The sequence below is a fragment of the Pseudomonas sp. MEJ108 genome (assembly GCF_030208985.1).
Classification (GTDB): domain Bacteria; phylum Pseudomonadota; class Gammaproteobacteria; order Pseudomonadales; family Pseudomonadaceae; genus Aquipseudomonas; species Aquipseudomonas fragariae.
Map to the genome: position 1 here is coordinate 32036 of NZ_JARVSW010000006.1, position 24373 is coordinate 56408.

Sequence of the window (24373 nt, forward strand, 5' to 3'; positions counted from 1 at the left end):
CCTACGCCCTTCGGGCAGAAGCCAAGGCGAATACGGTCTGCTTTTGATTCTGGCCGGAGGCCGTAGGAGCGAACCGGGCGACGCTTCGCTTGTTCGCGAAGGGGACTCGCTGTTTTCTCCGTCTCTACAACCCACCCACATGAAACGCCTTCACTTCCAGGTATTCATCCAGTCCGTAGCTGGAGCCTTCGCGGCCCAGGCCGGACTGCTTGACGCCGCCGAAGGGGGCGACTTCCATGGAGATGATGCCGGTGTTGAGGCCGACCATGCCGAACTCCAGCGCTTCGCCGAAACGCCATGAGCGGCGCAGGTCCTGGGTGAAGTAATACGCGCCAAGGCCATAGGGCGTGGCGTTGGCCAGTGCCAGCGCTTCGGCTTCATCTGTGAAGCGCATCAGCGGCGCGACCGGGCCGAAGGTTTCTTCGTTGGCCAGCAGCATGCCCGCGTGGGTGTCGCCCAATACCGTGGGCTGGACGAACTGGCTGGTGCCGTCGGGAGAACCGCCGTGCAGCAGTTTCGCCCCCTGGCTCAGCGCATCGTCGATATGCCGGGCGACTTTGCTGACCGCCGCCGGATTGATCAGCGGGCCGATGGTCACGCCCTCTTCCAGACCGTTGCCGACCTTGAGCTTGGCCACCTCTTCCACCAGCCGCGCAGCAAAGCGGTCGTAGATGCCGTTTTGCACCAGAATCCGGTTGGCGCACACGCAGGTCTGCCCGGCGTTGCGGAATTTGCTGAGCATGATGCCCGTCACCGCCTGTTCCAGATCCGCGTCGTCAAACACGATGAAGGGCGCGTTGCCGCCCAGTTCCAGGCTCAGACGTTTGATGTGTTCGGCGCTCTGGCGCATCAGCAGACGGCCGACCGGTGTCGAACCGGTGAAGGAAATCTTGCGCACCACCGGGTTGCCGGTCAGCTCTTCACCGATGCCGGTGGGCATGCCGGTGATGACGTTGAACACCCCGGCAGGAATACCCACGCGCTCGGCCAGCACCGCCAGCGCCAGGGCTGACAAGGGCGTGAGGTCCGATGGTTTGACGATGATCGGGCACCCGGCAGCCAGGGCCGGCGCACACTTGCGGGTGATCATGGCGTTGGGGAAATTCCACGGTGTGATCGCGGCGCAGACGCCCACCGGTTGCTTGAGGGTCATCAAGCGACGGTCTGCGCTGGGCGCGGGAATGGTTTCACCGTACGAGCGGCGCGCCTCCTCGGCGAACCATTTGACGAAGCTGGCACCGTAGCGGATCTCGCCGCGCGACTCGTTCAGCGGCTTGCCCTGCTCAAAGGTCATGATCAGCGCCAGGTCTTCGACGTTGTCGAGCATCGCCTGATGCCAGCGCTCCAGCAGCGCCGCGCGTTCGGCCGCGGGACGTGCACGCCACGCGGGCCAGGCGCGATCAGCCGCCTCGATGGCACGCCGTGTTTCGACGCCCTGCAGGGCCGGCACCTGCGCCAGCGCCTCGCCGGTGGCCGGGTTGCTGATGGTCAGGGTGGCACCATCGTCAGCGCTGATCCATTGCCCGTCGACGTAGGCGCGGTCTACCAGCAGGCTGGGGTCTTTCAACTGATTCTTGAGCATGATCGAGTCCTGTTCCGGGATGATTGCCAGTCTAGGCAGACGCCACAGTCCAGGATGCTGAAAGCGCGATAACGGCAGCGTCCGATGCTGAAATTTGCCTGCGGACGGCAGCCTCTACTGCTTCAGCGAGCCCAGCAGGCTCTGCAAAAAGCGCTCGCCTGCGTCCATCTGGCTCTCGTCGATAAACTCGTCCGGCTTGTGTGCCTGCTCGATGGAGCCTGGCCCGCAGACCACCACCGGCACGTTGAGGCGCCCGGCGAACAGACCACCCTCGGTGCCATACGAGACCTTGATGTGCTGTGTGCCCGGTTCGGCAAACGCATGCAGCAGGCGCACCGCCTCAACGCTTGGATGGGTCTCCAGCGCCGGGTATTCGTTCATGACCTCGATCTCGATGTCTGCCACACCCGACAGCTGTCGCGCTTCACGTACCAGCACCTCGGCACGCTCGCGTAACTGCTCCAGCAACGCATCGGGATTGTCGCCCGGCAGGTTGCGGTATTCGAATTCCAGGGTGCACAGGTTGGGCACTATGTTCAGCGCCTTGCCGCCATCGATACGGCCGATGTGTACGGTGCTGTAAGGGATGTCGTAACCCTCGTCACGCGCGCCTTGCTGTTCGATCTGCTTCTGGCTCTTGCGCAGTTCGGCGATGAAGTCGCTGGCCAGGTGAATCGCGTTGACCGCTCTTGGGGCCAGCGAGGAATGCGCCTCCTGACCTCGACAGAAGGTGCGATAGGACGCCTTGCCCTTGTGACCGACGGCGAACTGCATCAGGGTCGGCTCGCCGACCACGCACAGGAACGGACGTACCGGTGCCAGATGCAGGACATCGAGCAGCCGCCGCACGCCGACGCAGCCGATCTCTTCGTCGTGGGACAGCGCCAGTTGCAGCGGTCGCATCAGGGGCATGTCCGCAGCATCGAGCATCGCGTCGATAGCCAGGGCGATAAAGCCCTTCATGTCGCAGGTGCCACGGCCGTAGATGCGCCCGTCACGCAGGGTTGCCTGAAACGGTGGCATCGTCCACGCCTGACCGGCCGCAGGAACCACGTCGGTGTGGCCGGACAGCAGCACGCCCGGCACTTCACGCGGGCCGGTGCTGGCGAACAGGTTGGCCTTCTTGCCGGTCTCGTCCTTGACGATCAGCGACTCGATGCCTTTGCTGGCCAGCAGTTCGCGGACGTATTCGATCAGCGCCATGTTCGGCTCCGACGACACGGTGTCGAAGGCGATCAGGCGCTTGAGGATTTCCAGTGCGCGGGGGCTCATGAGGCTTTACTCGTCTGTTCAGTGAGGTTGTCCACAAGGCTGACATCAAACCGGCGAATGTCGAACGGGCTGATCGAGGTGCTGGTCGTGCCGGTGCTGATCAGTTCGGCCATCACGTCGCCCACGCCCGGACCGAGCTGGAAGCCATGGCCGCAGAAGCCGAACGCATAGAACAGGCCGTCGACCTTGCCGCTGCGGCCCATCACTGGCAGCGAGTCCAGCGTGTAGCCTTCGATGCCGCTCCACACGCGGATGATGTTCAGGTTGCCGACGCCGGGCAACAGGCGACGCATCTGCTGCACCTGGTTGATGATGCTGCGCGGTTCGACGTAGGCGCGGCGGTTGATCATGTCCGGCTTGCTGCGAAAACCACCGCCGATGACGATGTTGCCGCGGGCGATCTGCCGGAAGTAGATCACTTCGTGAGGGATTTTGGTGAACACGCCGATGACTGTCGGCAGTGCATACGGCACCGGCTCGGTGACGGCCATCTGCGGACCATGGGTGTCCAGCGGCACGGATTCGCCAAACTGCGTGGAGAGTTTCTGTCCCCAGGCGCCAGCGGTAATCAGCAACTGATCAGCGCTGAAAATGCGCCCGTCAGTGGTGGTGACTTCGAATTCGTTACCGACCTTTTCCACATGAGCCACTTCGGTACGCTCTTCGATCCGCGCCCCGGCCCGAATCGCTGCGCGGGCGAAAGCCGGTGCTGCCAGGCGCGGGTTGGCGTGGCCATCGTGTGGCGCGTAAGAGCCGCCCTTCACGTCCGGCCCGAGAAACGGAAAGCGCTCGTGCAGCGCTTTCCCGCTATAGATTTTCAGGTCCAGCTCACGGGCTTCCGGGGCCGCTGCATAGGCTTCCAGTTCGGCGATTTCGTCCTCGCGATAGCAGACGCGCATGTGGCCGCTGGGCAGGAACTCCAGGTCTTCACCGATCAGCTCCGGCAGCCGCTGCCAAAGGGCTCTGGAGCGGTTGGCGAGTTCCAGCTGACCGAGATGCCGACCCTGACGGCGCACGTTGCCGAAGTTCACGCCGCTGGCGTACTGGCCGATCACGTCGCGCTCCAGCAGCGTCACTGACTTGCCGCGCTGGCGCAGAAAGAACGCTGATGCCGAGCCCATGAAGCCGCCGCCGACAATTAGTACGTCCACTTTTGGCTGCTTCATGATGCCACCTCGTCGATCAGCATCGACAACGGTTTGACCGGTGCCTGACCGCGCTGACGACCAACCTGTTCGACCGGCACACCGGCTTCGGCAGCGATCACCTCGGCCCCGGCCTGCGAGCAGTAACGGCCCTGGCAGCGGCCCATGCCGACGCGACTGAAGGCCTTGGCGCGGTTGACTTCGCAGGCGCCCTTTTCTCGTACGACGCCGCGCAGTTCACCGGCGCTGATCATCTCGCAGCGGCAGACAATGGCGTCATCGGGCAAGACCGCCGCCTGGGCCGCAGGCCACGGAAACGCCTCGGCCAGCCCGACCCGAAAGCGATCCATCGCCACCAGGCTCTTGCGCACCTCTGCCTGGCGCGAGTTATCCACAGGTCGGCCGAGGTCTTCCAGCAGCGCCATCGCCACCAGTCGCCCGGCCTGTTCCGCGGCATCGGCGCCACGAATCTTCGCGCCGTCACCTGCGGCGTAAAAACCCTTGACCGAAGTACGCCCCTCTTCATCGACTGCCAGCACCCATTGCCCGGACGCTTCGTCGAAGCGTAACTGGCAGCCGGCCAGATCAGCCAGTTGGGTTTCCGGACGCAGGTGATAACCCAGCGCCAGGGCATCGCAATCGACGCTCAGCGCGTTGCCATTGGCCAGCTTCACACGCACGCCGGTGACGCCGTCCTGTTCGCTGCCGATGATTTCCTCGGGCTGCACGCCCAGGTGCACCGGCACCCCGGCGCTGTACAGTTGGCCCAGCAGTTTCATGCCGTTGAACAGCAGACCGGGGCGCGCCAGCAATTTGGGCATCGCGCTGACGCGTTTGCCGAACGGTGAGGTATCGAGCACTGCAGCGACATCGGCACCGGCTTTGACGTACTGGCTGGCGACCAGGTACAGCAGCGGACCGCTGCCCATGAACACCACGCGACTGCCAATCGAGACCGATTGCGACTTGAGCGCAATCTGCGAGCCGCCCAGGCTGTAGGTGCCTGCCAGCTGCCAGCCCTTGATCGGCATCAGGCGGTCGGTGGCCCCGGCACACAGGATCAGTGCGTCGTATTCGATGACGGTGTGCACGCCCTGACTGGCACAGCACAGCTCGCCTCGGGTCAGGTTCCAGGCCAGGGTGTCGGGGCGGTAATCGATCTGCGTGCGCAGGCGATCGAAGCTTTCATGCAGGTCACGCGCCTTGGCCGCTTCGGTGCCATACAGCGCCGAATAATCGCGCTTGAAGCCCTCTGGCTGGCGGCGATAGATCTGCCCGCCGTCACGCCGGTTTTCGTCGATCAGGATCGGTTTGATGCCCGCGGCCAGCAAGGTTTCGGCGCAGCGGGTGCCTGCCGGGCCGGCGCCGATGATGACCACTCTGGGGCTGCCAGGGTTGCGAACGTCTAACCGTGAAGAAGTGGCCATTTCGCCTCCGGTTGGGTGGTGACGATGTCGAGTCCGTCGCGGACTTCGTTGGAGCAGGCGCGCAGCCGCTCGCCGCTGCGGGTCCAGACCCAGCAATCCTGACAGGCGCCCATCAGGCAAAAACCTGCACGGCGTCCCGGGTCGAACTCGGACTGGCGTAATGTCGCCTTGCGGGTCAGCAACGCCACCATCAGGGTATCGCCCTGCAATGCCTCGATGGGCGCGCCATCGACCATCAGGCTTACGACCGGGCGATCGCGCTCGCCCAGCCTCACAAAGCGGCCATTCATGCGTAAGCTCCCACGGTCTCAGGATTCAGGTTTTCTTGCACGGCCTGCAGCTCGTCGCTGTCGCGGTGGCAAAGGATCTCGCTGCCCCCTGCGATCACGCGACGGCCCGGCGCGGTCTTGTTGCACAGGCCTTCGATGCGGGCCGGGCAGCGATTGAGGAAGGTGCACAGCTCCGGATTGTTGGCCGGTGCGCTGATGGGCGGCAGGTTGCCGCTGGTCACACCGCAGGTTTCCAGCCAGCCCTGACGCAGTTCCGGCACCGAATGCACCAGTAGATCGGTGTAAGGGTGGAACGGCACACGGCTGAAGGCTTCGCGGCTGCCCTCTTCGACCTTGTGGCCGCTGTACATCACCACGATGTCGTCGCACAGCGCGCGCACGGTGGAGATGTCGTGGCTGATGAACAGGTAGGAAACCCCGAGCTTGCGGCGCAGTTCGCCGAGCAGTTCGAGGATGCAGGCGCCGACCACGGTATCCAGCGCCGAGGTCACTTCATCGCAGAGGATCAGGTCTGGCTTGGCCGCCAGTGCGCGGGCCAGGTTGACGCGCTGTTTCTGCCCGCCCGAAAGTTCGTTGGGGCGCCGCTCGGCCAGCTCGCGGGGCAGGCGCACCAGGTCCATCAGCTCATCGATGCGCTCGCGCAGGGCCTTGCCTTTCAGACCGAAATACATCTTCAGCGGGCGCGCCAGAATTGCGCTGATGCTGTGCATCGGGTTGAGCGCAGTGTCGGCGTTCTGGAACACCATCTGAATGCGCCGGAACTGTTCTTCGGTACGACCCGCCAGGGTGCCGGACAAGTCGGCACCGTCGAAGGTCAGGCTGCCATGCGCCGGGTCCAGCAGACCGGCGACCACACGGGCCAGCGTTGATTTGCCCGAACCCGACTCGCCGATCACGCCAATGGCCTGACCGCGGCGGATGGTCAGGTCGATGTCTTCCAGCACGCGAATCATCGGCATGCCCTGCAGGTTCTTTTTGCCGTAACCCGCCGTCAGGCCCTTGATGGTCAGCAGCGTGCTGTCCTTGACCACCTCGCTGGCCGGGCTCAGCACTTTATCCGGACGCGCCGCCGCCAGCAGGCTGCGGCTGTAGGCGTCCACTGGCCCCTTGAGCAGCGCGGCGGTGCTGCTTTGTTCGATGATCCGCCCGCCGTTGAGTACCACGATCTGATCGGCCATCTGCGCCACCACCGCAAGGTCGTGGGAGACATAGACCGCGGTGGCACCCCGGTCGCGCACCACCCGCTTGAACGCGCGCAGCACGTCGATCTGCGTGGTGACGTCCAGTGCGGTGGTCGGCTCATCGAGGATCACCAGCAACGGATCACTGATCAGCGCCATGGCCGCCATGACGCGCTGCAACTGGCCGCCCGAGACCTGATGCGGGTAACGCCGGCCGATGCTTTCCGGATTGGGCAGGGCCAGGTCGCGGAACAGCTCGACGGCCTTGGCTTCCAGTCCCGCACGGCTGCCGAGACCATGAATCAGTGCGCCTTCGATCACCTGATCGATCAGCTTTTTCGCCGGGTTGAAGGCGGCTGCGGCGCTTTGCGCAATGTAGGACACGCGGTTGCCACGCAGGCCCTGCAATTGGCTTTCGGGCAGGCTGAGCATGTCGTGCGCGCCCACTTGAACCACCCCGCCGGCCAGCTTGCAACCGCGTCGGGCGTAACCGAGCAGGGCCAGCGCGATGGTGGTCTTGCCGGAGCCCGATTCGCCGATCAGTGCCAGCACTTCACCTTTTTCCAGCGCAAAGCTGACACCTTTGACGATCTCCAGCTCGCCGTGGTCGCCATCGGCAACCACGCGCAGGTCTTGCACACGAATCAACTGGCTCATCTCAATGCCCTCCCGAACGACGACCGCGCCGCGAGGCCAGCCGGTCGATGAGCAGGTTCACGCCGATGGTCAGGGTGCCGATGGCCAGGGCCGGGATCACGATGGCCGGCGCGCCCTGGCTGAGCCCGCCGATGTTCTCGCGGACCAGCGAGCCAAGGTCGGCGTCAGGCGGTTGTACACCGAGCCCCAGAAAGCTCATGCCGCTGAGCAGCAGGACGATGAAGCCGAAACGCAGGCCCAGGTCGGTCATGACCGGGTTGAGCATGTTCGGCAGGATTTCCCGGCAGGCAATGTAGATACGACCCTCGCCGCGTGTGCGCGCTACCTGCACGTACTCCAGCGCCTCGATGTTCACCGCCAGACTGCGCGCGATGCGAAACGCGCCTGGGGTGTAGCTGAGCACCGCCGTGCAGATCAGCAGCACCTCGGACGAGCCGAACGCCGAGACCATGATCAGCGCCAGCATTTTGCTGGGGATCGAGATGAACGCGTCCATCAGGCGGCTGATGATTTCGTCCAGCCATTTTGGCGCGACCACCGACAGCAGCGCACACAGGGTGCCGATGCCGCTGGCCAGCACGGCAGAAATCAATGCCAGGCCGACGGTGAAGCGCGCGCCGACCAGCACGCGGCTGAGCATGTCGCGGCCCAGGTAGTCCGTACCGAAGGGATAGGCTGCGCTCATGTTTTCGAACATGTTGTCGGAGACCACTTCGCCCACCGGATGCGGTGCCAGCCAGGGGCCGAACAGGGCGACCATCAGCCAGATGAAGCACACCGTAGCGCCCAGCAGGCCAAGCCATGAGGTCGGAAGGGACGCTTTTTTGCGAAGCACCGGTTGCGGCGCTGCGGGCGTCGATTTCGCAATGAATTGAGTCATTGGGTTCTCAGCCTCGGATTGGAAAGAATTGCACACAGGTCGGCCATCAGCACCAACCCAAGGTAAGCGGAGCAGAACAGCATCGTGCAGCCCTGCACCAGGGCCATGTCACGGTTGGTCACGGCATCGACCATCAGGCTGGCGATGCCGGGATAGTTGAAGATGGTCTCGACGATGACGACGCCGCCGAGCAGGTACGACAGGCTCAGTGCCACGGCGTTGACGATCGGCCCGATGGCGTTCGGCAAGGCATGGCGCAATACGATACGCACCGGGCTGACGCCCTTGAGGCGCGCCATTTCCACATACGGGCTGTCCAGCTGGTCGATGACCGCAGCGCGGGTCATGCGCGCCATCTGCGCCACGATCACGCAGCACAGGGTCATCACTGGCAACGCGTAAGTACGCATGAACTGCCACGGCGAGCTGACATCGGCACCATAGGACAGCGCCGACAACCAACCCAGATTGACGGCGAAAATCAGCACCGCCAGCGTCGCCACCAGAAACTCGGGCACGGCGACCAGTGACAGGGTGATGAAATTCAGCGCGCTATCCAGGCGACTGCCGCGGTACATCGCTGCGCCAATCCCCAGTGCCAGCGCTACCGGCACCGATACCAGCGCGGTGGTGGCCGACAGCATCAGGGTTTTCGGGAAACGTCCGGCAATCAGCTCCGAGACCGGCATCGCGTTGGAGACCGATTCGCCGAGGTTGCCGCCGAGCAGGTTGGTCAACCAATGCAGATAACGCACCACACCTGGCTGATCGAGGCCCAGTTGGGTACGCAATGCCGCGACCTGTTCAGGCGTCGCGAATTGCCCAAGGGCCTGTTGTGCGGCGTCTCCAGGCAACACCGCGGTTATGGCGAAGACCACGATGGAAACGATCAACAACGTCACGATCGCTGCGCCGAAGCGCTGCACGATCAACCAGAGTGTGTTGCTATTCATCTGCGTCCTCCTGCTCGGTTCAGGGTTTCATTTACGCGTCCAGCCACACCTGCTCGCTGAACATGTAACCCATGAAGCCGCCCAGCGGGTTGCTGGAATAGCCCTGGATACGCTTGTCCACACCGTCGATGTTGCTGATGAACACGGGGATGCCGATGCCGCAGTTCTGGCTGACCAGAGCTTGCATGTCGCCATACATTTTGCCGCGCTTGGCATCGTCGGTTTCGCCACGGGCCAGCAACAGCAGTTGGTCGAACTGGTCGTTTTTCCAGCCGGATTCATTCCACGGCGCTGTGGACTGGAAGAACTGCGAGAAGATCACGTCGGCGTTCGGGCGCGGGTTGATGTTGCCGAAGCTCAGCGGGTGCTTCATCCAGTGGTTGGACCAGTAGCCGTCGCTTGGCAGACGATTGACGTTGAGGGTCAGACCGGCCTGTTTGGCGGACTGTTGCAGCAGCACGGCGATGTCCACCGAACCGGTCGCGGCAGGCGATGCCGCCACGGCCATGGTGATCTTTTCCATGCCGGCTTTCTTGAGCAGGAATTTGGCTTTTTCCGGGTCGTAGGCGCGCTGTGGCAGGTCAGCGTTGAAGTAGCGCGAGCCTGGCGAGATCGGATGGTCGTTACCGACGCGGGCGTAGCCACGGAACACCGCCGATTTGACCTGTTCACGGTCCAGCAGGTACTTCATGGCCTCGGTGAATTCCGGGCTCTTGCCGGGCATCTGGTCCTGACGAATGATCAGGTCGGTGTAGTTGCCGGACGGTGCATCGACCACGCGGTGTTTGGCGCTGGCGGCAATACGCGTGGTGGAGCGCGGGTTGACCTCGTTGATCATGTGTACGTCGCCGGAGAGCAGCGCGTTGACCCGCGAGGGTTCGTCGGCGATGGCGATGAATTCGATTTCGTCCAGGTACGGCAGGCCCGGTTTCCAGTAGTTGGGGTTGCGCGCACTGACCGAGCGCACGCCAGGGTTGAATTCCTTGACGGTGAACGGCCCGGTACCGATGCCTTTGCTGAAATCGGTGGTGCCTTCGGGCACGATCAGCAGGTGCGAAACCGCGAGGATCGACGGCAGCTCGGCGTTTGGCGAGCTGAGGGTGATCTGCACTTCCAGCGGGCCGGTGGCTTTGATCTCGGAAAACTGCGCCATCAATGGCAGGACTTTCGAGCCGGTGGCCGGGTCCTTGTGGCGCGACAGGGAGAACACCACGTCGCCAGCGGTCAGCGCCTTGCCGTTGTGGAAGGTCACGCCCTGGCGCAGGGTCACGGTCCAGACCGTGGCGTTGTCGCTTTCGATCTTCTCGGCCAGCTCCATGTGCGGGACCAGATGGCTGTCGAAACGGGTCAGGCCGTTGTAGAACATGAAGTGACGCACGTAATCGGTAGACAGCGCGCCCTTGGCCGGATCCAGCGTATCGGCGGTAGAACTGGACATGCCGGCGACCCGGATACGGCCGCCCGGCTTGCCTTTGACAGGGGCATCCGCGTCATCGGCAAACACCTTGCCGGCCGCGCCGAACAGGCTGGTGGAGCCGGCCGCGACCACACCTGCAACGCCCAGCATGCGTAGCGCATCGCGACGTGACAGACCGCGATTGAGTCCTTCGAAAACCCGCAGGCTGTCTTCACCTGTGATCAACGTGGAGTCGTTTTTTTTGTCAGTCATATCAGTTCTACCTGTCGAAAAGGGGAAATTCCGAATTGCTCACGGTTGGCCGGAGCGTCCTTCAAGCACACACGACGACGGTCAGACAAACACTCAGTGGCGGCTGTCCTGATAGCGGTAATACGCGCCTACCAGCGGCAGAAACCATGGCTTGCCGAAATGGCCGGGAATGGCTGGCCAGCTCAGGTCCTTCCAGGGATTGGCCTGTGCCTTGCCTTCCATGACTTCGGCCATCATCCGCCCCATGTGCACCGACATCTGTACACCGTGGCCGCTGTAACCCATCGAGTAGAAGACCCCGTTGTGTTCGCCTGCACGTGGCAGACGGTCGGAGGTCATGTCCACCAGCCCGCCCCAGCAGTAGTCGACCTTGACGTGTGCCAGTTGCGGAAACATCTGCACCATGGCCGCCTGCAACACCTTGCCGCTCTTGGCGTCGGAGCTGCTGTTGGACATGGCGAAGCGCGCGCGCCCGCCGAACAGCAGGCGGTTGTCCGGCGTGAGGCGGAAATAGTTGCCGATCAAACGGCTGGTCACGTAAGCGCGCTGGTGGGGGAACAGTTGGTCGATCAGCGCCTGCGGCAACACTTCAGTGACGATGACGAAGCTGCCGACCGGCACGATGCGCCGGCGATACCAGCCCAGCCCGCCATGCTGGCAGGCACCGGTCGCCAACAGCAGCTGTCCGGCCTGGATCGAGCCTTTCGAGGTGTTGACCACAAAGCCGCCACGGTTGGCTTTCCAGTCCTTTACCGTCGCGTTCTGATACACCCTTGCGCCATGACGCACTGCTGCGTCGGCGAGACCCACACCGAAGCGTCCGACATGCATCTGTATGCCGTTGCGCTGCAGCAGGCCACCGTGAAACTCGTTCGAATCGATTTCAGCGCGCAGGTCCTGAGCGGACAGCAGCTCGACGTCAGCATCGACTTCACGGCGGATCAGCTCGCAGGTGCGCGCCAGTCCTTCGTAATGTCCTGGCTTGGCCGCCAGCTTGAGCTTGCCGTTACGCTTGACGTCGCAGGCGATGTGTTCCTCGTCGATCACGCTCACGACGCTCTGCACCGCACTTTCGTAAGCCTTGTAATACTCGCGTGCCTGATCGGCACCCAGGGTTGCGCTCAACGACGCATAGTCCTGGGCCACGCCGGTATTGCACTGTCCGCCATTGCGGCCCGACGCTTCGCCGATCACCCGGCCCGCTTCCAGAACCACCACGCTGGCACCTTTCAAGGCCAATGCACGCGCCGCCGCAAGGCCGGTGAAACCGCCACCGACCACTACCACGTCAGCCTGCCCCTCCACTGCGCCGTCCTGTGCGCCGGTAAAGCCTGGAGCCGTATCGAGCCAGTAAGACTCACTGCGCATCTCGTTCCCCTTGTCACTCATCGAAGAGCACCTTGAAAAATGCCGGTGTCACGCGGGTTGCCTGGTTTACAGGCCGACCAGCCCGGCCAGTCCGCCGATATCGGGAATCTGGTGGTATTCGAAGCTGCTGTTGGCCGGCTGCTCATGACCACGCGCCACGAATGCCTTGTTCCTGATCTTCATGTCATGCGCCGAGAACAGGTCGTAACGGAAGCTTGAAGACACATGCAAGATGTCTTCCGGGCCGCAACCCAGGTTGTCGAGCATGAATTCGAAAGCAGCCAGACGCGGTTTGTAGGCTTGGGCCTGTTCAGCGGTGAACACCTTGTGGAATGGCGCGCCGAGCTTTTCGACGTTGGACATGATCTGACTGTCGCTGGCGTTGGAGAAAATCACCAGCGGGATCTTGTCGGCGATTTTCGACAGGCCGGCGGGCACATCGGCGTGTGGGCCCCAGGTCGGCACAGCGTCGTAATACAGTTGGCCTTCTTCGCGGTATTCAACGTTCCAGCGCTTGCAGGTGCGCGCCAGTGCAACCTTGAGGATTTCGTCGTATGGCATCCAGTCACCCATGACCTGATCCAGACGATACGCCGAAAAATCCTTGACGAACTGATCCATCTGTTCAGCCGCAACGCGGTCGGCAAACAGCTCGCGCGTCATGGTGCCCATGTGGAAATTGGTCAACGTGCCGTAGCAGTCGAACGTAATGAATTTTGGTCGAAGAAAGCTCATTGTGTGCGGTCCTGAAAGTTCGTTGAGGTCATGGCATGACGAGCAGTCCGGCCTGATGTTCAGGGGCGGTGATGCACGCTGCAGCACAACCTCATTACAACACCGTGAAATCAGCAGATGGCGTTAAAAGTGATGGCTGCTTGATAGAAACCACCGTTTTGAGGTGCGCGCTCAGCAGACTTTGCGGGGCGCTCCAGCCTTGGGCAGAGCCCGGTTTTCGGCGCTTTTATGACCCTTTTCAGGGCGCTCGGGCTCAAACACGCGGGTTTGCGCCGCAGAAACTGCGCCGCGCCAGTGCCTGGCTGGCGACAAATGCCGGCAGCTATATAAAGAGCTTGAACACGGGGTAAAAACCCTAAGCATTTGCTGCCGGAGGCCCGGCCGATTTAAGCAGTAACTGTGGTCTGGCGAGCGGCGCTTTGTGGAATCTGCCGAATGCGCGCAGCCCTCTTGTCACCGCCCGCAGCAGGTGGGATACAACACGCCTGACGCATCCTTTTATTGCCTGTGCATCCTTCTGGACGGAGACACGTCATGCTCGCTCAGCAACGCCCCGACTTTGAATTTCGCCCCATGACCGCCGCCGACGTCGGCAACGCTCATGAGTTATCCATCGCCTTGAAGTGGCCGCATCGACTTGAAGACTGGGCCATGCTGCAACGTGTCGCCCAAGGCTTCGTCGCGGTACACAACGGGCGGTTGATCGGTAGTGCTTTCGCCTGTCATCAGGGCGAGTTTTCCACCATCGGTCTGGTGATCGTCAGTGACGATTACCAGGGCAAGGGCATTGGTCGCAAGCTGATGGAACTGGCGGTCGGCTGCGTCGCGCCCCGCACGGCGGTCCTCAACGCCACGCTGGCGGGTGCGCCGCTTTACGCGAAGATGGGGTTTGTCAGCTTTGGCGAGATCCAGCAGCGTCAGGGGCAGGCGCAACCGACCGGCATAACCGAATTGAAGGCACAGGAACGTTGCCGCGGGCTGAGCGAGGCTGACCACCCTCGCGTGCTGGAACTGGCCAACGCCGGTTCGGGCATGGACCGCTCGGTGACGCTCGGCGATGTGCTGAACAACCTTGAGCACGCCGTCGGCATCGAGCGCGACGGCCAGTTGCAGGCCTTTGCCCTGCTGCGTCCGTTCGGCCGCGGCCTGTGCATCGGCCCTGTGGTCGCCCAGAGCGTTGACCAGGCCAGGCACATGATCGAGCAACTGCTGGCCCGCGTGCCTTATGCCTTCGTACGTATCGACATCCCGACCGACAGCGGCCTGGCCGACTGGCTGGAGGAAGCCGGCCTCAAGCGCGTCGACAGCGTGACCTGCATGAGCATGGGTGCAGTCCCGCAAGCCAGCCAGGGCGTGCGCCAGTTTGCGCTGATTACCCAGGCGATCGGCTGACCACCCGTAAGCACCTCATCGTGCCAATGCTCTCGCAGAGCGTCACGAAATGCATTACCACGCAGAGCGCTCATCGTTATACATAAGTCCTGGAGAGCCCCGAATACGTGCTTTTCAGGCTTCTGCCCGCAGGGCGTAGGAGCGAACTTGTTCGCGAAGACAGGCGATCATACCGGCCCTTTCGCGAACAAGTTCGCTCCTACGGCCTCCGGCCAGAATCAAAAGCGGATTTGTGTATAACGCTGAGTCCGGCGCGTGGCAACGATCATCAACGCTTCAACTTCAGGAGCCCGACCCGATGCCCCAACCCACTGTTTTGCTATTGGCCCGCGCTGACCTCAGCCCGGTAGACACCGAATTCACCACTGGCCCCATCGATGCGCATGACTCGCTCGATAATGACCGCCGCACGGCGTTCATCGATGATCAGGGCATTGCGGCCGGCCTCGTGCATTTCGGCACGTCGCTGTCAGTGGCAGCCTACCCCTACACCGAAATGCTGGTGATGCATCGCGGGTCCGTCACCCTGACCTCCGGTACCGAGAGCCTCACGATCAAGACCGGTGAAAGTGCAGTGATCGGTCGCGGCACTCAAGTACGTATCGACGCGCAACCGGACAGCCTCTGGGCTTTCTGCGCGTCCACCCAGGCCAGCGGGCCAGACAAACCCGGCATCACCGCGCTCGACCGCCTGGCCATGCTCACGCCATCTTCACCACCAGACCCGGCGATCATGATCAGCGCGTTGCCGCAATGCCGCAGCAACAACCTCTTCGAAGACAGCGCCAGCACCCTGCGCATCGGCGTGTGGGACTCCACCCCCTACGAACGCATCTCGCGGCCGCACAAGATCCATGAACTGATGAACCTGATCGAAGGCAGCGTCGAGCTGAGCCTGGAAAACGGCCCGAGCCTGACCGTGAATACCGGCGATACCGTATTCGTCGCACAGGGCGCGCCCTGCAAGTGGACCAGTACGGCGTATGTGCGCAAGTTTTATGCGGTGACGTGAACGTGAAGTAGGGGATGCGCCCTTCAGCTCTGTGGGGCGCTTTAATCTGCACACTTACAACTTCTGCCAGCGCAGTTAATCCAACTCGATACTAAAAGACAAGAACAATCATCGTCATTAACTGATTTGCAAAGAATCAGAAGTTTCCTACTTTTCTTTCCCCTCTCACGTGCTAAAACATCTCAACGGATTGCAGGAAACTAATCTTTTCTTCTAACCCGTTCAGTGGAGTCACCCCTGCTTTTTAGTATAGGGCCATCCTCCGACTGTCATCGACATAAACACCTTCAGGTGGACGGCGCACTTTCTGTGCGCTGATACATGGCGGATCTTAATCGGGCGATAGCGCGTGCACGTCAATACAGGCGGCTCACTGCTGTCGTGCGTTCGCCTTGCTTAATGTAATACGAATTTAATTAATTAACTCAGGAACTACCGATCATGAAAACAAAAAGCGTCTTGCTGACTTCTCTTGCTCTCGCCACGCTGTGCGCCACTGTTGTTGCGCACGCGGGACCACCGGTTACGGTGACGTTCAAAAATCTGGGAACAGAGGTCGCGAAGCATAAGCCTGTTACGCGTAACGAGTTATCGACGCTACGCAACGCCAGAACAGCCATTGGCTCTACCGTTCAACCCGGCGATTCAAACTTTTATACGGTGCAAAGCACGCTCTCACCTGATGCCAGCTACGCCAGTGTTCGCTATGTGATGGGTTCCAAGGTATGTGCATTCTCGACCACTTTTGTAAGGCTGGCAGGTGCGGGTGGAGTCAAGGTTCCAAAGTGGAACCGTACTGCAACGCCTGAAGGTGGTGCGATTTGCACAGCTACCTCCAGGGTCACCAACCTCTCTACCCATGCATGGACTGCTGAATTCACCATGAAATAATCTCAAGGCGTGCGCGTTACAAAATTACGCGCGCGCCTGCCTCCGGAGGAAAACTAAAGCTGAATCTGATCGTGCCGATATAGATAGCGAATATAACGCCATGGATTGGCAACTGACGCGAGGACGCAGCATGTTCGACATTTCTCACATCACGGCTCTTACCAGCAGCCCTACCCTAACGACTGTTGCGAAAGAGGTTTCCCCAACCAGTAGCACGTCGGCAATAAGTAAGCTGTTTTCTGAGCGCGCCGCTGATAGTGCAACTCTCTCCACGTTGTCCAGTCAATTAAACAGCAGCGCGATGCGCGCTCAGATCCGCGATAGTCGTCTAGGCTTCAAAGAGCTGGGTGCGGTGGCAACATCCATTAACGACAAGATCGCGGGTACACACTATTACGCCAACAGAGCACTGCACGATGCGGAGGTCCCCGATACCGACGATCCAGCGCTGCTCGAGAGAGCCAGGCAGGCTACGCTGTTCAAGAATGGCGGGGGAGCAAACCCGTTCTCAGGATTATCGCAGGATCAACTCAAATTGATCATGTATGACGAAGGTGGCGAATTCACCATTAATGAGCGTAGTGCTGCTTCGTCCGAAAACCATCTTCAACAGGAAGCCTGGAATAGAGCGATGGGCAAACGCTATGTCGACGAATACAACGAAACCGGCAAAAGCACGCAAACACTGGTGATGCTTCTCGCCCATTACGACCAGCTGCCACCCATAGAAAAAGCCCAATACCCCGCCCATTACGCCGCCAACATTACATCGGGGGACAGCTCAGCCATGGACATTTTCGCCGCACTGAAAAGCCCGCCCATTACCTTGGAGGCTTGAGTGACAGATATGAGGGGTGGTCATAAGGTGAGGGATCACTTGAGTGTCGACGAAGAGGACGCGCTTGCACGTGCCCCTCTGCGCACGTCAAGGAGCGCTTCGACATTCCACCGCAATGTACTGGTGGCGCTGATAGTCGTGGTGTTGTGTGGCTATGGCCTGTTTCATTACATCCATCAGTCAAAAACAGCCGATGCCACGCCTGCCACGCCTGCCATGCCTCCTGCCGCTGTTGCCGAGGCTCCTGTCCTTGCGCCGCCACCGCTACCCCAGGTCTCGACCCCCCCTCAATCGCTGGCTGAATGCATGGGGCCGGACAATCTCATCGACGAAGCTGTCGCTGACTGTCGATTTGGAAAAAGCCACAAGACGGTTCCTCGATCGACCGCCCAAGGCATGGTGTCTGCTCAGTACATGAGCCAGTACAAGGCGCGACAGCCTATACGGCACCGCAACTACGCAATGGCGCAATTTGTTGATTCTGCTGTTGTGTGGCAGTGGGACCGGAAGCGTACCTATCGTGCTGAATGGGTCGTTGACGACGACCAGATTGATGGCACCAGCGTATGCCGTAACTGGCGCAGAGGGTCGATCGAATATCGGGAATGCCGCAAGGGCGCCAAGGTGTACTTCAAGGAGCAATGCAAGCGTTCTGCCGAGTCCGCGACTCGCCAACGCTACTGCAGCGCAGCGAGTGGCTTCAATCCATTGGGTTGAGCATCGCAGCGATCACGCTATTGCTCACTGCCGAGGCCCAGCACATAGAACTTGCTGTCCACCGCGATCAACGGAAAGCTCGCAGGCAGGTCCTCCTTCGTGATCTCCCGAAAGCCGTGCTTTTCATAGAAACGATGCGCAGCGTGAAACTTGTCGGTCGTGCCCAGGAATACTTCGCTGACGCCCTTGCGAGTTGATTCCTCGATCAGGCGCTCAAGCAGTCTGGCTGCAACGGAAAATTCCCGGCCGCGAAACGGGGCGGCGACAAACATCTTGCGCAGTGCTGCCTGCCCTGCGCCGATGTCTCTGAGACCGATACTGCCGATGACCTGATCGTCTTGTACCGCGACCCAGAAGTCCCCTGTGCCGGTCTGGTAAAAGTCCGGAATCGCCTTCAGGTCAGGCTGGTCTTCGGCGGTGATGGGAATACCGAACTCTTCCCGCTGGATCGGCAGGATCATCGCCGATACACCTGACTCGTCGCTCGGCACGAAACGCCGTATCTGAATCCCGTTTACGCCCACAACACACCTCCTGGCCATCGTCCTCAGTGGAAATCAGTATTCCAGACAAGCAAACGCCCCGACAAGTCGAGGCGTTTGCTTGAGCATTTTCGAGGGTCGCGTGCAGGTGCGGATGCGAAGATGTTTAATTACGACATCGCTCCGACGACCTGACGGTTACGGTATTTGTCTGTGAGCTTGCCCTTCAAACCCAGGCAGTGAGCAGCTTCCGATACCCGCGATCGATGGCTCGAGCAATGTCTGCGCCATATCAAGTAAATAGACGACAGTTAGCGTGAGGTCTCGGCCCTGCCCATTGAGTGGGCAAACGTCTTGGAGGTACGGCTCACAACGTTAATCGAGTCACATTGGGGGAGGAAATCGATGCTTGGGCGCGCAACGAAATTGACGGCCGGGGTCCTCAAGCTAAACAATGCAAACCTCCGTTGCTTCGCCCCAGCGTTCCTACCGCTGCGTGATAGGTGCTGAGTAGATTTAGGATTTGGTTGTTTTCCAAGGAAATGGTTATGGCAAAAGTTAGAAAAATACCTTACTACACTATGGAGCGATCAATATTTCGAGGGAAGGTATGGAAAGAGAATGATGGTTTAGATGGCGCAGTACCCATCAATACTCCACAAACAATCTCTTACAATCGTTGTGCGCCTGGTCAAGTGTTCTTAAAGTCTGCTGAGCCTGGTGAAGAGCAGTTCATGGTGCCGCAAACAGAAGCGGGAGGTCAGAAATCAACTGCTGGGGTTAGAAAAAATAAGCCATTCTCCGTGGAATCTAAAACTTCAGTGTCTGATGCTCTAGAGGCTGATGCAGAAGATAAAGAAAAGCTTCCAGAGTTTGATCTTCAGGATATTCCTTTGGCCATGGACAATATTGGTTGGCCGATAGCTGCCAAGATTGCCAGACAGTGGTTCGCAAGCCCTAAGCATATCTATAATGATCGACCCAATTCAATTCAGCCCATTGATGACGCAACCCTGACGTTAAAATGGGCGTTGAAGTATGGGAGCGTCGCAGAGAAATTCAACGAGTTGATTGAGGAAAAGATTTACTCTGAAAAAGCAATTGCAGGCGCTAGACATAAAATTCTCAAGCGAGTAAAAAATAAATTTGATGAATCTAGGTCGGCAGCAAATCTTTCCTTTGATACAGCTCCTTGGATAGGTGATATCAGGCAGTTTCATATTGATTGGCAAATTCAGTTTCAGGCAATATCAACAAGCAACACGCTTGACGGCCTGAGTTTAACTGATCTCACCGCGACGCTAGGGAGTTTTAATATTTATGCGGCCATTGGCGTGGTTGAAGTTGCTGTGGAAAAGTTTTACAAATATGACGATCAAGCCAGAACCAAAACATTTTGCGTCGACGCAACGGCGGCTATTACCTGTGTGTATACCTACCTGAAAGATAACTATTCTTTTAATGACAAAAATGATGGTAGCAGCCAATATCTGGGCCACTGGAACAAAAATGATATGATTCTTTCTTACTTTGCCGTTGTCAGTGATCTGGTTGACGGTAAGAAAATTCATACCCGTATGGGAAGTACCCCGATAACTGAAACTAAAATCAATTGGGACTATTTGCCTGGAGGCCAGCTTGACAAGCCAGTGGATAAAAGAACAGGTTTGGTAAGAAAATTTATGGAGAAAGATGTTTACTGGCCTGTTTACAACAGCTCTTATAGTGAGTGGAGAGAAAAGCATGGCCGGGGTGGCGATTTTATGATCTACAGCAGACCGAAAATCCACAAACTGAAAAAGCCCATCATTATAAAGCTGGATACATTATGCAAACCTTCAGAACCCATGTAAGAAAAATGTATTTCCGCTCTTTTTTCTTCTTTATTTTTATGTTGATTGCTTTGGTTGTTTATTCCATTGCTTTCAACCTGTTCGACAACACTGATTGTGAACGCTATAACCACACTGAGGCATTAGATGGAGGTGCAAAGAGTTTTGGCAGTAAAGGTTTTGTAATAACTGTTTGCGGAGCCGGGGTGAACAATAGTCTTTTTAATGGAGATGGTATGGAGAGGGTCCGGCTGACTATCTTCGACAATCAAGGCGAGCTGTTAGCCAGGAGATACTATAAAGTTTTTTGGGACGGCCAGCCGGGGCATGAGCCGCTTAAGGTCTCCAAAAAAAGTATTATCTATCAAGATGATAAAGAGCAGAAAGATCATGTGATCACTATGCCTCCCACACGCTTGGAATGGATTAGGGCAAGGCTTCCCCTGTAACTATGGTGGTCGTCAAAGAAATGGGTCTCGAGCAAGAGCGGTTCAGTGGAGCGGTATCTATAGACTATAAAACCCCTTGGTCGAATCTGAAATAAAGGGTGTAAAGTTTGATTTATTGAAATGCCTGGGTCTCTATTAAAGTAAAGCGCTCAGCGCGCGGCTAAAAGAAGTTCTGATAAAACCGGATTACACTCATATCCAGGACAATAAATGACAGATGCTAAAGTCGATATCTCCATATAGGTGTGCCGTCGATATAGTCGATTTGTCATCTGGCAAGATAGGCAACAGGCTTTCAGATTCGTAAAACGAGTACAAAAAAAACCGCCTGATGAAGGCGGTTTTTTTAGTGGAGGCTAATTACAACGTCTTACAACTTCGGACCCGCAGCCTTGATGGCGTCGCTCACGTCGAACTTCTTGAAGTTCTCCACGAACAGGCCAGCCAGTGCTTTTGCCGCTTCGTCGTAGGCAGCCTTGTCAGCCCAGGTGTTGCGTGGGTTGAGCAGGCCGGTATCGACGCCGGGTACCGACTTCGGTACGTCGAGGTTGATGGTGTCGAGGTGTTCGGTTTCGGCACCGATCAGTGCGCCGCTCTGGATCGCTGCGATCACGCCACGGGTGGTCGGGATGTTGAAGCGCTTGCCGACGCCGTAGCCACCGCCGGTCCAGCCGGTGTTGACCAGGTAGACCTTGGATTTGAAGCCGCGGATGCGCTTGATCAGCAGTTCTGCGTATTCGCCCGCCGGACGCGGGAAGAACGGTGCGCCGAAGCAGGTGGAGAAGGTGGACTTGATGCCCGAACCCGAACCCATTTCAGTCGAGCCGACCAGTGCGGTGTAACCCGACAGGAAGTGGTAGGCGGCCTGTTCTTCGCTGAGGATCGACACAGGCGGCAGTACGCCGGTCAGGTCGCAGGTCAGGAAGATAACGGCGTTCGGCTCGCCACCGAGGTTTTTCGGTGCGCGTTTTTCGATCAGTTCGCGCGGGTAGGCCGCACGGCTGTTCTGGGTCAGGCTGCTGTCGGCGTAGTCGGCTTTTTTGGTGACCGGGTCGAGTACGACGTTTTCCAGTACGGCGCCGTGCTGGATGGCTTTCCAGATGACCGGCTCGTTCTTCTCGGACAGGTCGATGCACTTGGCATAGCAACCGCCTTCGATGTTGAACACCACGCCTTCGCCCCAGCCGTGTTCGTCGTCACCGATCAGGTAACGGCTTTCGTCGGCGGACAGGGTGGTCTTGCCGGTGCCGGACAGACCGAAGAACAGGGTTACATCGCCCTCTTCGCCCATGTTGGCCGCGCAGTGCATCGGCAGAACGTCGGACGCCGGGAGCAGGAAGTTCTGCACCGAGAACATGGCTTTCTTCATTTCGCCGGCATAACGCATGCCGGCGATCAGCACCTTGCGGGCTGCAAAGTTGATGATCACGGTGCCGTCGGAGTTGGTGCCGTCACGCTCAGGGTCGCAGACGAACCATGGCGCGTTCTGGATTTCCCACTCGTCCTTGCCAGCCGGGTTGTACTGTTCAGGGTTGATGAACAGGCAACGGCCGAACAGATTGTGCCACGCAGTCTCGGTGGTCATCTTGACTGGCAGGTAGTGCGCAGGATCGGAGCCTACATGAACGTGAGAAACGAAGCGCTCGCGCTCGGCGAGGTACGCGCCGACACGGTTCCACAGGGCGTCGAATTTCTCGGCCGGGAACTTGCGGTTGATCGGGCCCCAGGCGATGGCGTCCTGAGTGCTCGGCTCTTCAACGATGAAACGATCGACCGGCGAACGGCCAGTACGATGGCCTGTCTCCACAACCAGTGCGCCAGTATCGGAAAGTACGCCTTCTTTGCGGGCAAGGGCTTCCTTGACCAGTTCGTCGGTGCTCAGATCGGTGTACACAGCGTTGTTGGTTTGCGTCATGAGGTTCCCCGTCGGCCTGTGGCCGAGTGCTCCAAACGGTTTTGTAGTAAAAAAACAACCACTACTACAGCGTAAAAGTGGGCCGGATTATGCCAGAAATGCCCGGAAATGGTAGGACCCTCCTGTCAGAACAGCATTACAGGGGCCCACACCGTTTTCTGAGGCCCTTTACGCGATCATTAATGGCGCGTGTCAGATGGCGAATCGACACCGCCGCCAGCAAACAGCTGCGCGACGTCAGTGGCATCGAACAGATAGCGTTGGTTGCAGAACTGGCAGTCGATCTCGATCGTGCCGTTGTGCTCGATAACCAGTTGCTGCGCGTCCTCCAGCCCAAGGCTGGCCAGCGCATTGGCCGAGCGCTCACGCGAGCAACTGCAGCGAAAGCAGATGGGCTGCTCGTCGAACAGGCGAACCGGGTCTTGGTGATACAGGCGATGCAGGATGGTCTGGTTGTCCAGCCCGAGCATTTCCTCGGCCGTGAGGGTGTTGGCCAGGGTGATGACGTGCTCCCAGCTGGCGTCACGCTCTTCCGGATCGGTGATCTGCGCGATGGGCAGCTGTTGCAGCAACAGACCGCGGGCGCGATGGCCGTCGGCCTTGAGCCAGAAACGCGTGCCCAGCTGTTCGGACATCACGAAATAGTTGGAGAGGCTTTCCGACAGGTCGACGCCGTCGAGGGCAACGATGCCCTGATAGCGCTTGCCCTTGTTCGGGTCGATGGTCAATGCCAGCGAGCCATCGGGCATCAGGTCCTGCAGACCTGCGCCTGCTGTGACCAGTGCCTCGTCATAACGGGCGATGCCACGCAGTTCACGTTCGCTGGAGCACTCGACCATCAGCAACGGCACTGCGCCACTGGAGCGTGCCTGCAGGATCAGCAGGCCGTCGAATTTGAGGGTGCCGACGAGCAGCGCGGCAGCCGCCATCAGTTCGCCAAGCAACTGCGCGACCGGCTCCGGGTAGGGGTGCTTGGCGAGCACTTCGGCGTAGCTGCGCTCCAGGGCGACCAGTTCTCCGCGAACGTCGCTTTCGTCGAAGATGAAGCGTTGGGTGAAATCGATGTCCGGGAAATCATGCATAGGTAGGCAAGGTATCTGAAGTAATGACAATGGATGGCACGCGGCTGAAAAAGCGCCGTCCGGCACTCGAAAGCGCCGTGGGCCATGCGGATTGACCGGCATTTTAGGAGCTATGCGGTGCGCTTCCAAGCTGGATGGCACGTCGGACTGATAGCCGGAGCTGCCCGGTGCTGTGTTTCAGTCGTTGTTGTGGCTGGCGCGGAAGCCGAAAAGCTCCCGGCGTTGCTTCTTGGTCGGCTTTCCGTCAGTGGTCACACCCAGGTTGCCGGCCTTGCGCTGAGCCGCGGCATTCTCGCGCCTGGCGATGCTCTCGGGTGTCTCGTGATACAGCGTCTGTGCCTCCGGTGCGCCACGCCGAACGACGGACAGCGCCTCGACCACTACGGTGCGGTCGTCGAAACCCATGCGAATCTGGAACTCGTCACCGACACGCGGCTCCTTGCCGGGCTTGCAACGCTCGCCGCGACAGTGCACCTTGCCGCTTTCGATAGCCGCTTTGGCCAGCGCACGGGTTTTGAAAAAGCGCGCAGCCCACAGCCATTTATCCAGGCGGACCTTATCGCCTTCTTCCATCTTTTGTGCCATTTGAATTCCTCATCCGTAT

At 59.5% G+C, this 24373-nt stretch carries 22 protein-coding genes and 1 pseudogene; 8 read left to right on the forward strand and 15 right to left on the reverse strand.

What is annotated here, in order from left to right:
* Window positions 1–124: 124 nt before the first annotated feature.
* The 11 genes from QRN50_RS03450 to QRN50_RS03500 all read right to left on the reverse strand — a co-directional run bounded on the left by QRN50_RS03450 (window position 125) and on the right by QRN50_RS03500 (window position 13159).
* A complete protein-coding gene (locus QRN50_RS03450; protein ID WP_058822454.1) occupies window positions 125–1582 on the reverse strand; it encodes an NAD-dependent succinate-semialdehyde dehydrogenase in 1458 nt (485 codons plus the stop codon).
* A 114-nt stretch (window positions 1583–1696) separates the two neighbouring features.
* Window positions 1697–2854 carry an acetylornithine deacetylase gene (argE, locus tag QRN50_RS03455; RefSeq protein WP_046270524.1) on the reverse strand — a complete coding sequence of 386 codons (1158 nt, stop codon included), beginning with the start codon at window positions 2852–2854 and terminating at the stop codon, window positions 1697–1699.
* A complete protein-coding gene (locus QRN50_RS03460) occupies window positions 2851–4020 on the reverse strand; it encodes an NAD(P)/FAD-dependent oxidoreductase (RefSeq protein WP_096126900.1) in 1170 nt (389 codons plus the stop codon). Before QRN50_RS03460 ends, argE begins: the two co-directional genes overlap by 4 nt.
* The gene (locus tag QRN50_RS03465; RefSeq protein WP_096126899.1) at window positions 4017–5426 is read right to left on the reverse strand and encodes an FAD/NAD(P)-dependent oxidoreductase; all 1410 of its coding nucleotides are present in this window, start codon (window positions 5424–5426) and stop codon (window positions 4017–4019) included. The genes QRN50_RS03460 and QRN50_RS03465 overlap by 4 nt, the downstream gene beginning before the upstream one ends.
* The gene (locus tag QRN50_RS03470; protein ID WP_003318115.1) at window positions 5405–5716 is read right to left on the reverse strand and encodes a (2Fe-2S)-binding protein; all 312 of its coding nucleotides are present in this window, start codon (window positions 5714–5716) and stop codon (window positions 5405–5407) included. Before QRN50_RS03470 ends, QRN50_RS03465 begins: the two co-directional genes overlap by 22 nt.
* Window positions 5713–7554 (reverse strand): ABC transporter ATP-binding protein, encoded by a 1842-nt coding sequence (locus QRN50_RS03475; RefSeq protein ID WP_096126898.1) that lies wholly within the window; start codon window positions 7552–7554, stop codon window positions 5713–5715. Before QRN50_RS03475 ends, QRN50_RS03470 begins: the two co-directional genes overlap by 4 nt.
* Before the next feature lies 1 nt (window position 7555).
* Window positions 7556–8434, reverse strand: coding sequence for an ABC transporter permease (locus QRN50_RS03480; RefSeq protein ID WP_011266231.1), 879 nt, complete (start codon window positions 8432–8434; stop codon window positions 7556–7558).
* Window positions 8431–9387, reverse strand: a complete 957-nt coding sequence (locus QRN50_RS03485) for an ABC transporter permease (RefSeq protein ID WP_003401718.1) — start codon at window positions 9385–9387, stop codon at window positions 8431–8433. Before QRN50_RS03485 ends, QRN50_RS03480 begins: the two co-directional genes overlap by 4 nt.
* A gap of 31 nt (window positions 9388–9418) precedes the next feature.
* Window positions 9419–11056 (reverse strand): ABC transporter substrate-binding protein, encoded by a 1638-nt coding sequence (locus tag QRN50_RS03490; RefSeq protein WP_003401719.1) that lies wholly within the window; start codon window positions 11054–11056, stop codon window positions 9419–9421.
* 93 nt (window positions 11057–11149) lie between these two features.
* On the reverse strand, window positions 11150–12424 hold the full coding sequence (locus tag QRN50_RS03495) for an NAD(P)/FAD-dependent oxidoreductase (RefSeq protein ID WP_003401721.1): 1275 nt from the start codon (window positions 12422–12424) through the stop codon (window positions 11150–11152).
* Between the two features lie 66 nt (window positions 12425–12490).
* Window positions 12491–13159, reverse strand: a complete 669-nt coding sequence (locus QRN50_RS03500; RefSeq protein ID WP_003401723.1) for a haloacid dehalogenase type II — start codon at window positions 13157–13159, stop codon at window positions 12491–12493.
* Window positions 13160–13693: 534 nt separating this feature from the next.
* On the opposite strand from QRN50_RS03500, the gene QRN50_RS03505 reads away from it, so the two are divergent.
* From QRN50_RS03505 to QRN50_RS03525, 5 genes are all read left to right on the forward strand, one after another.
* Complete coding sequence (locus QRN50_RS03505; protein ID WP_060400384.1) at window positions 13694–14551, forward strand: GNAT family N-acetyltransferase; 858 nt, start codon at window positions 13694–13696, stop codon at window positions 14549–14551.
* 298 nt (window positions 14552–14849) lie between these two features.
* Window positions 14850–15563 (forward strand): cupin domain-containing protein, encoded by a 714-nt coding sequence (locus QRN50_RS03510; RefSeq protein WP_096126896.1) that lies wholly within the window; start codon window positions 14850–14852, stop codon window positions 15561–15563.
* Between the two features lie 441 nt (window positions 15564–16004).
* Window positions 16005–16454, forward strand: a complete 450-nt coding sequence (locus QRN50_RS03515; RefSeq protein ID WP_011266235.1) for a hypothetical protein — start codon at window positions 16005–16007, stop codon at window positions 16452–16454.
* A gap of 130 nt (window positions 16455–16584) precedes the next feature.
* On the forward strand, window positions 16585–17292 hold the full coding sequence (locus QRN50_RS03520; protein WP_003401730.1) for a hypothetical protein: 708 nt from the start codon (window positions 16585–16587) through the stop codon (window positions 17290–17292).
* 9 nt (window positions 17293–17301) lie between these two features.
* Window positions 17302–18009, forward strand: coding sequence for a hypothetical protein (locus QRN50_RS03525; protein WP_024660791.1), 708 nt, complete (start codon window positions 17302–17304; stop codon window positions 18007–18009).
* A 17-nt stretch (window positions 18010–18026) separates the two neighbouring features.
* Here QRN50_RS03525 and QRN50_RS03530 read toward each other — a convergent pair whose 3' ends face one another.
* Window positions 18027–18533: a GNAT family N-acetyltransferase gene (locus tag QRN50_RS03530; protein ID WP_024640782.1), complete on the reverse strand. Its 507-nt coding sequence runs from the start codon at window positions 18531–18533 to the stop codon at window positions 18027–18029.
* A 506-nt stretch (window positions 18534–19039) separates the two neighbouring features.
* Here QRN50_RS03530 and QRN50_RS03535 point away from each other — a divergent pair.
* The 3 genes and pseudogenes from QRN50_RS03535 to QRN50_RS03545 form a co-directional block, all read left to right on the forward strand.
* The gene (locus QRN50_RS03535) at window positions 19040–20344 is read left to right on the forward strand and encodes a DUF6402 family protein (protein ID WP_192873879.1); all 1305 of its coding nucleotides are present in this window, start codon (window positions 19040–19042) and stop codon (window positions 20342–20344) included.
* Window positions 20320–20772 (forward strand): hypothetical protein, encoded by a 453-nt coding sequence (locus QRN50_RS03540; RefSeq protein ID WP_024640780.1) that lies wholly within the window; start codon window positions 20320–20322, stop codon window positions 20770–20772. Before QRN50_RS03535 ends, QRN50_RS03540 begins: the two co-directional genes overlap by 25 nt.
* A 70-nt stretch (window positions 20773–20842) precedes the next feature.
* A pseudogene (locus QRN50_RS03545) lies at window positions 20843–20986 on the forward strand (type VI secretion system amidase immunity protein Tai4); the annotation flags it as partial.
* 156 nt (window positions 20987–21142) lie between these two features.
* Here the strand turns inward: QRN50_RS03545 and QRN50_RS03550 are convergent.
* The 3 genes from QRN50_RS03550 to QRN50_RS03560 all read right to left on the reverse strand — a co-directional run bounded on the left by QRN50_RS03550 (window position 21143) and on the right by QRN50_RS03560 (window position 24354).
* Window positions 21143–22687 carry a phosphoenolpyruvate carboxykinase gene (locus QRN50_RS03550; RefSeq protein WP_003367573.1) on the reverse strand — a complete coding sequence of 515 codons (1545 nt, stop codon included), beginning with the start codon at window positions 22685–22687 and terminating at the stop codon, window positions 21143–21145.
* Between the two features lie 179 nt (window positions 22688–22866).
* On the reverse strand, window positions 22867–23769 hold the full coding sequence (gene hslO / locus QRN50_RS03555) for an Hsp33 family molecular chaperone HslO (protein ID WP_003401739.1): 903 nt from the start codon (window positions 23767–23769) through the stop codon (window positions 22867–22869).
* A 177-nt stretch (window positions 23770–23946) separates the two neighbouring features.
* On the reverse strand, window positions 23947–24354 hold the full coding sequence (locus QRN50_RS03560) for an RNA-binding S4 domain-containing protein (protein WP_058398398.1): 408 nt from the start codon (window positions 24352–24354) through the stop codon (window positions 23947–23949).
* Between the last annotated feature and the right edge of the window lie 19 nt (window positions 24355–24373).

Coding starts and splice junctions, on each gene's coding strand:
- QRN50_RS03450 (WP_058822454.1), bottom strand. CDS start 1,582: ATGCTCAAGAATCAGTTGAAAGACCCCAGCCTGCTGGTAGACCGCGCC.
- QRN50_RS03520 (WP_003401730.1), top strand. CDS start 16,585: ATGTTCGACATTTCTCACATCACGGCTCTTACCAGCAGCCCTACCCTA.
- QRN50_RS03495 (WP_003401721.1), bottom strand. CDS start 12,424: ATGCGCAGTGAGTCTTACTGGCTCGATACGGCTCCAGGCTTTACCGGC.
- hslO (WP_003401739.1), bottom strand. CDS start 23,769: ATGCATGATTTCCCGGACATCGATTTCACCCAACGCTTCATCTTCGAC.
- QRN50_RS03485 (WP_003401718.1), bottom strand. CDS start 9,387: ATGAATAGCAACACACTCTGGTTGATCGTGCAGCGCTTCGGCGCAGCG.
- QRN50_RS03505 (WP_060400384.1), top strand. CDS start 13,694: ATGCTCGCTCAGCAACGCCCCGACTTTGAATTTCGCCCCATGACCGCC.
- QRN50_RS03465 (WP_096126899.1), bottom strand. CDS start 5,426: ATGGCCACTTCTTCACGGTTAGACGTTCGCAACCCTGGCAGCCCCAGA.
- QRN50_RS03515 (WP_011266235.1), top strand. CDS start 16,005: ATGAAAACAAAAAGCGTCTTGCTGACTTCTCTTGCTCTCGCCACGCTG.
- QRN50_RS03475 (WP_096126898.1), bottom strand. CDS start 7,554: ATGAGCCAGTTGATTCGTGTGCAAGACCTGCGCGTGGTTGCCGATGGC.
- argE (WP_046270524.1), bottom strand. CDS start 2,854: ATGAGCCCCCGCGCACTGGAAATCCTCAAGCGCCTGATCGCCTTCGAC.
- QRN50_RS03560 (WP_058398398.1), bottom strand. CDS start 24,354: ATGGCACAAAAGATGGAAGAAGGCGATAAGGTCCGCCTGGATAAATGG.
- QRN50_RS03535 (WP_192873879.1), top strand. CDS start 19,040: ATGGCAAAAGTTAGAAAAATACCTTACTACACTATGGAGCGATCAATA.
- QRN50_RS03500 (WP_003401723.1), bottom strand. CDS start 13,159: ATGAGCTTTCTTCGACCAAAATTCATTACGTTCGACTGCTACGGCACG.
- QRN50_RS03460 (WP_096126900.1), bottom strand. CDS start 4,020: ATGAAGCAGCCAAAAGTGGACGTACTAATTGTCGGCGGCGGCTTCATG.
- QRN50_RS03540 (WP_024640780.1), top strand. CDS start 20,320: ATGCAAACCTTCAGAACCCATGTAAGAAAAATGTATTTCCGCTCTTTT.
- QRN50_RS03470 (WP_003318115.1), bottom strand. CDS start 5,716: ATGAATGGCCGCTTTGTGAGGCTGGGCGAGCGCGATCGCCCGGTCGTA.
- QRN50_RS03550 (WP_003367573.1), bottom strand. CDS start 22,687: ATGACGCAAACCAACAACGCTGTGTACACCGATCTGAGCACCGACGAA.
- QRN50_RS03510 (WP_096126896.1), top strand. CDS start 14,850: ATGCCCCAACCCACTGTTTTGCTATTGGCCCGCGCTGACCTCAGCCCG.
- QRN50_RS03525 (WP_024660791.1), top strand. CDS start 17,302: ATGAGGGGTGGTCATAAGGTGAGGGATCACTTGAGTGTCGACGAAGAG.
- QRN50_RS03480 (WP_011266231.1), bottom strand. CDS start 8,434: ATGACTCAATTCATTGCGAAATCGACGCCCGCAGCGCCGCAACCGGTG.
- QRN50_RS03490 (WP_003401719.1), bottom strand. CDS start 11,056: ATGACTGACAAAAAAAACGACTCCACGTTGATCACAGGTGAAGACAGC.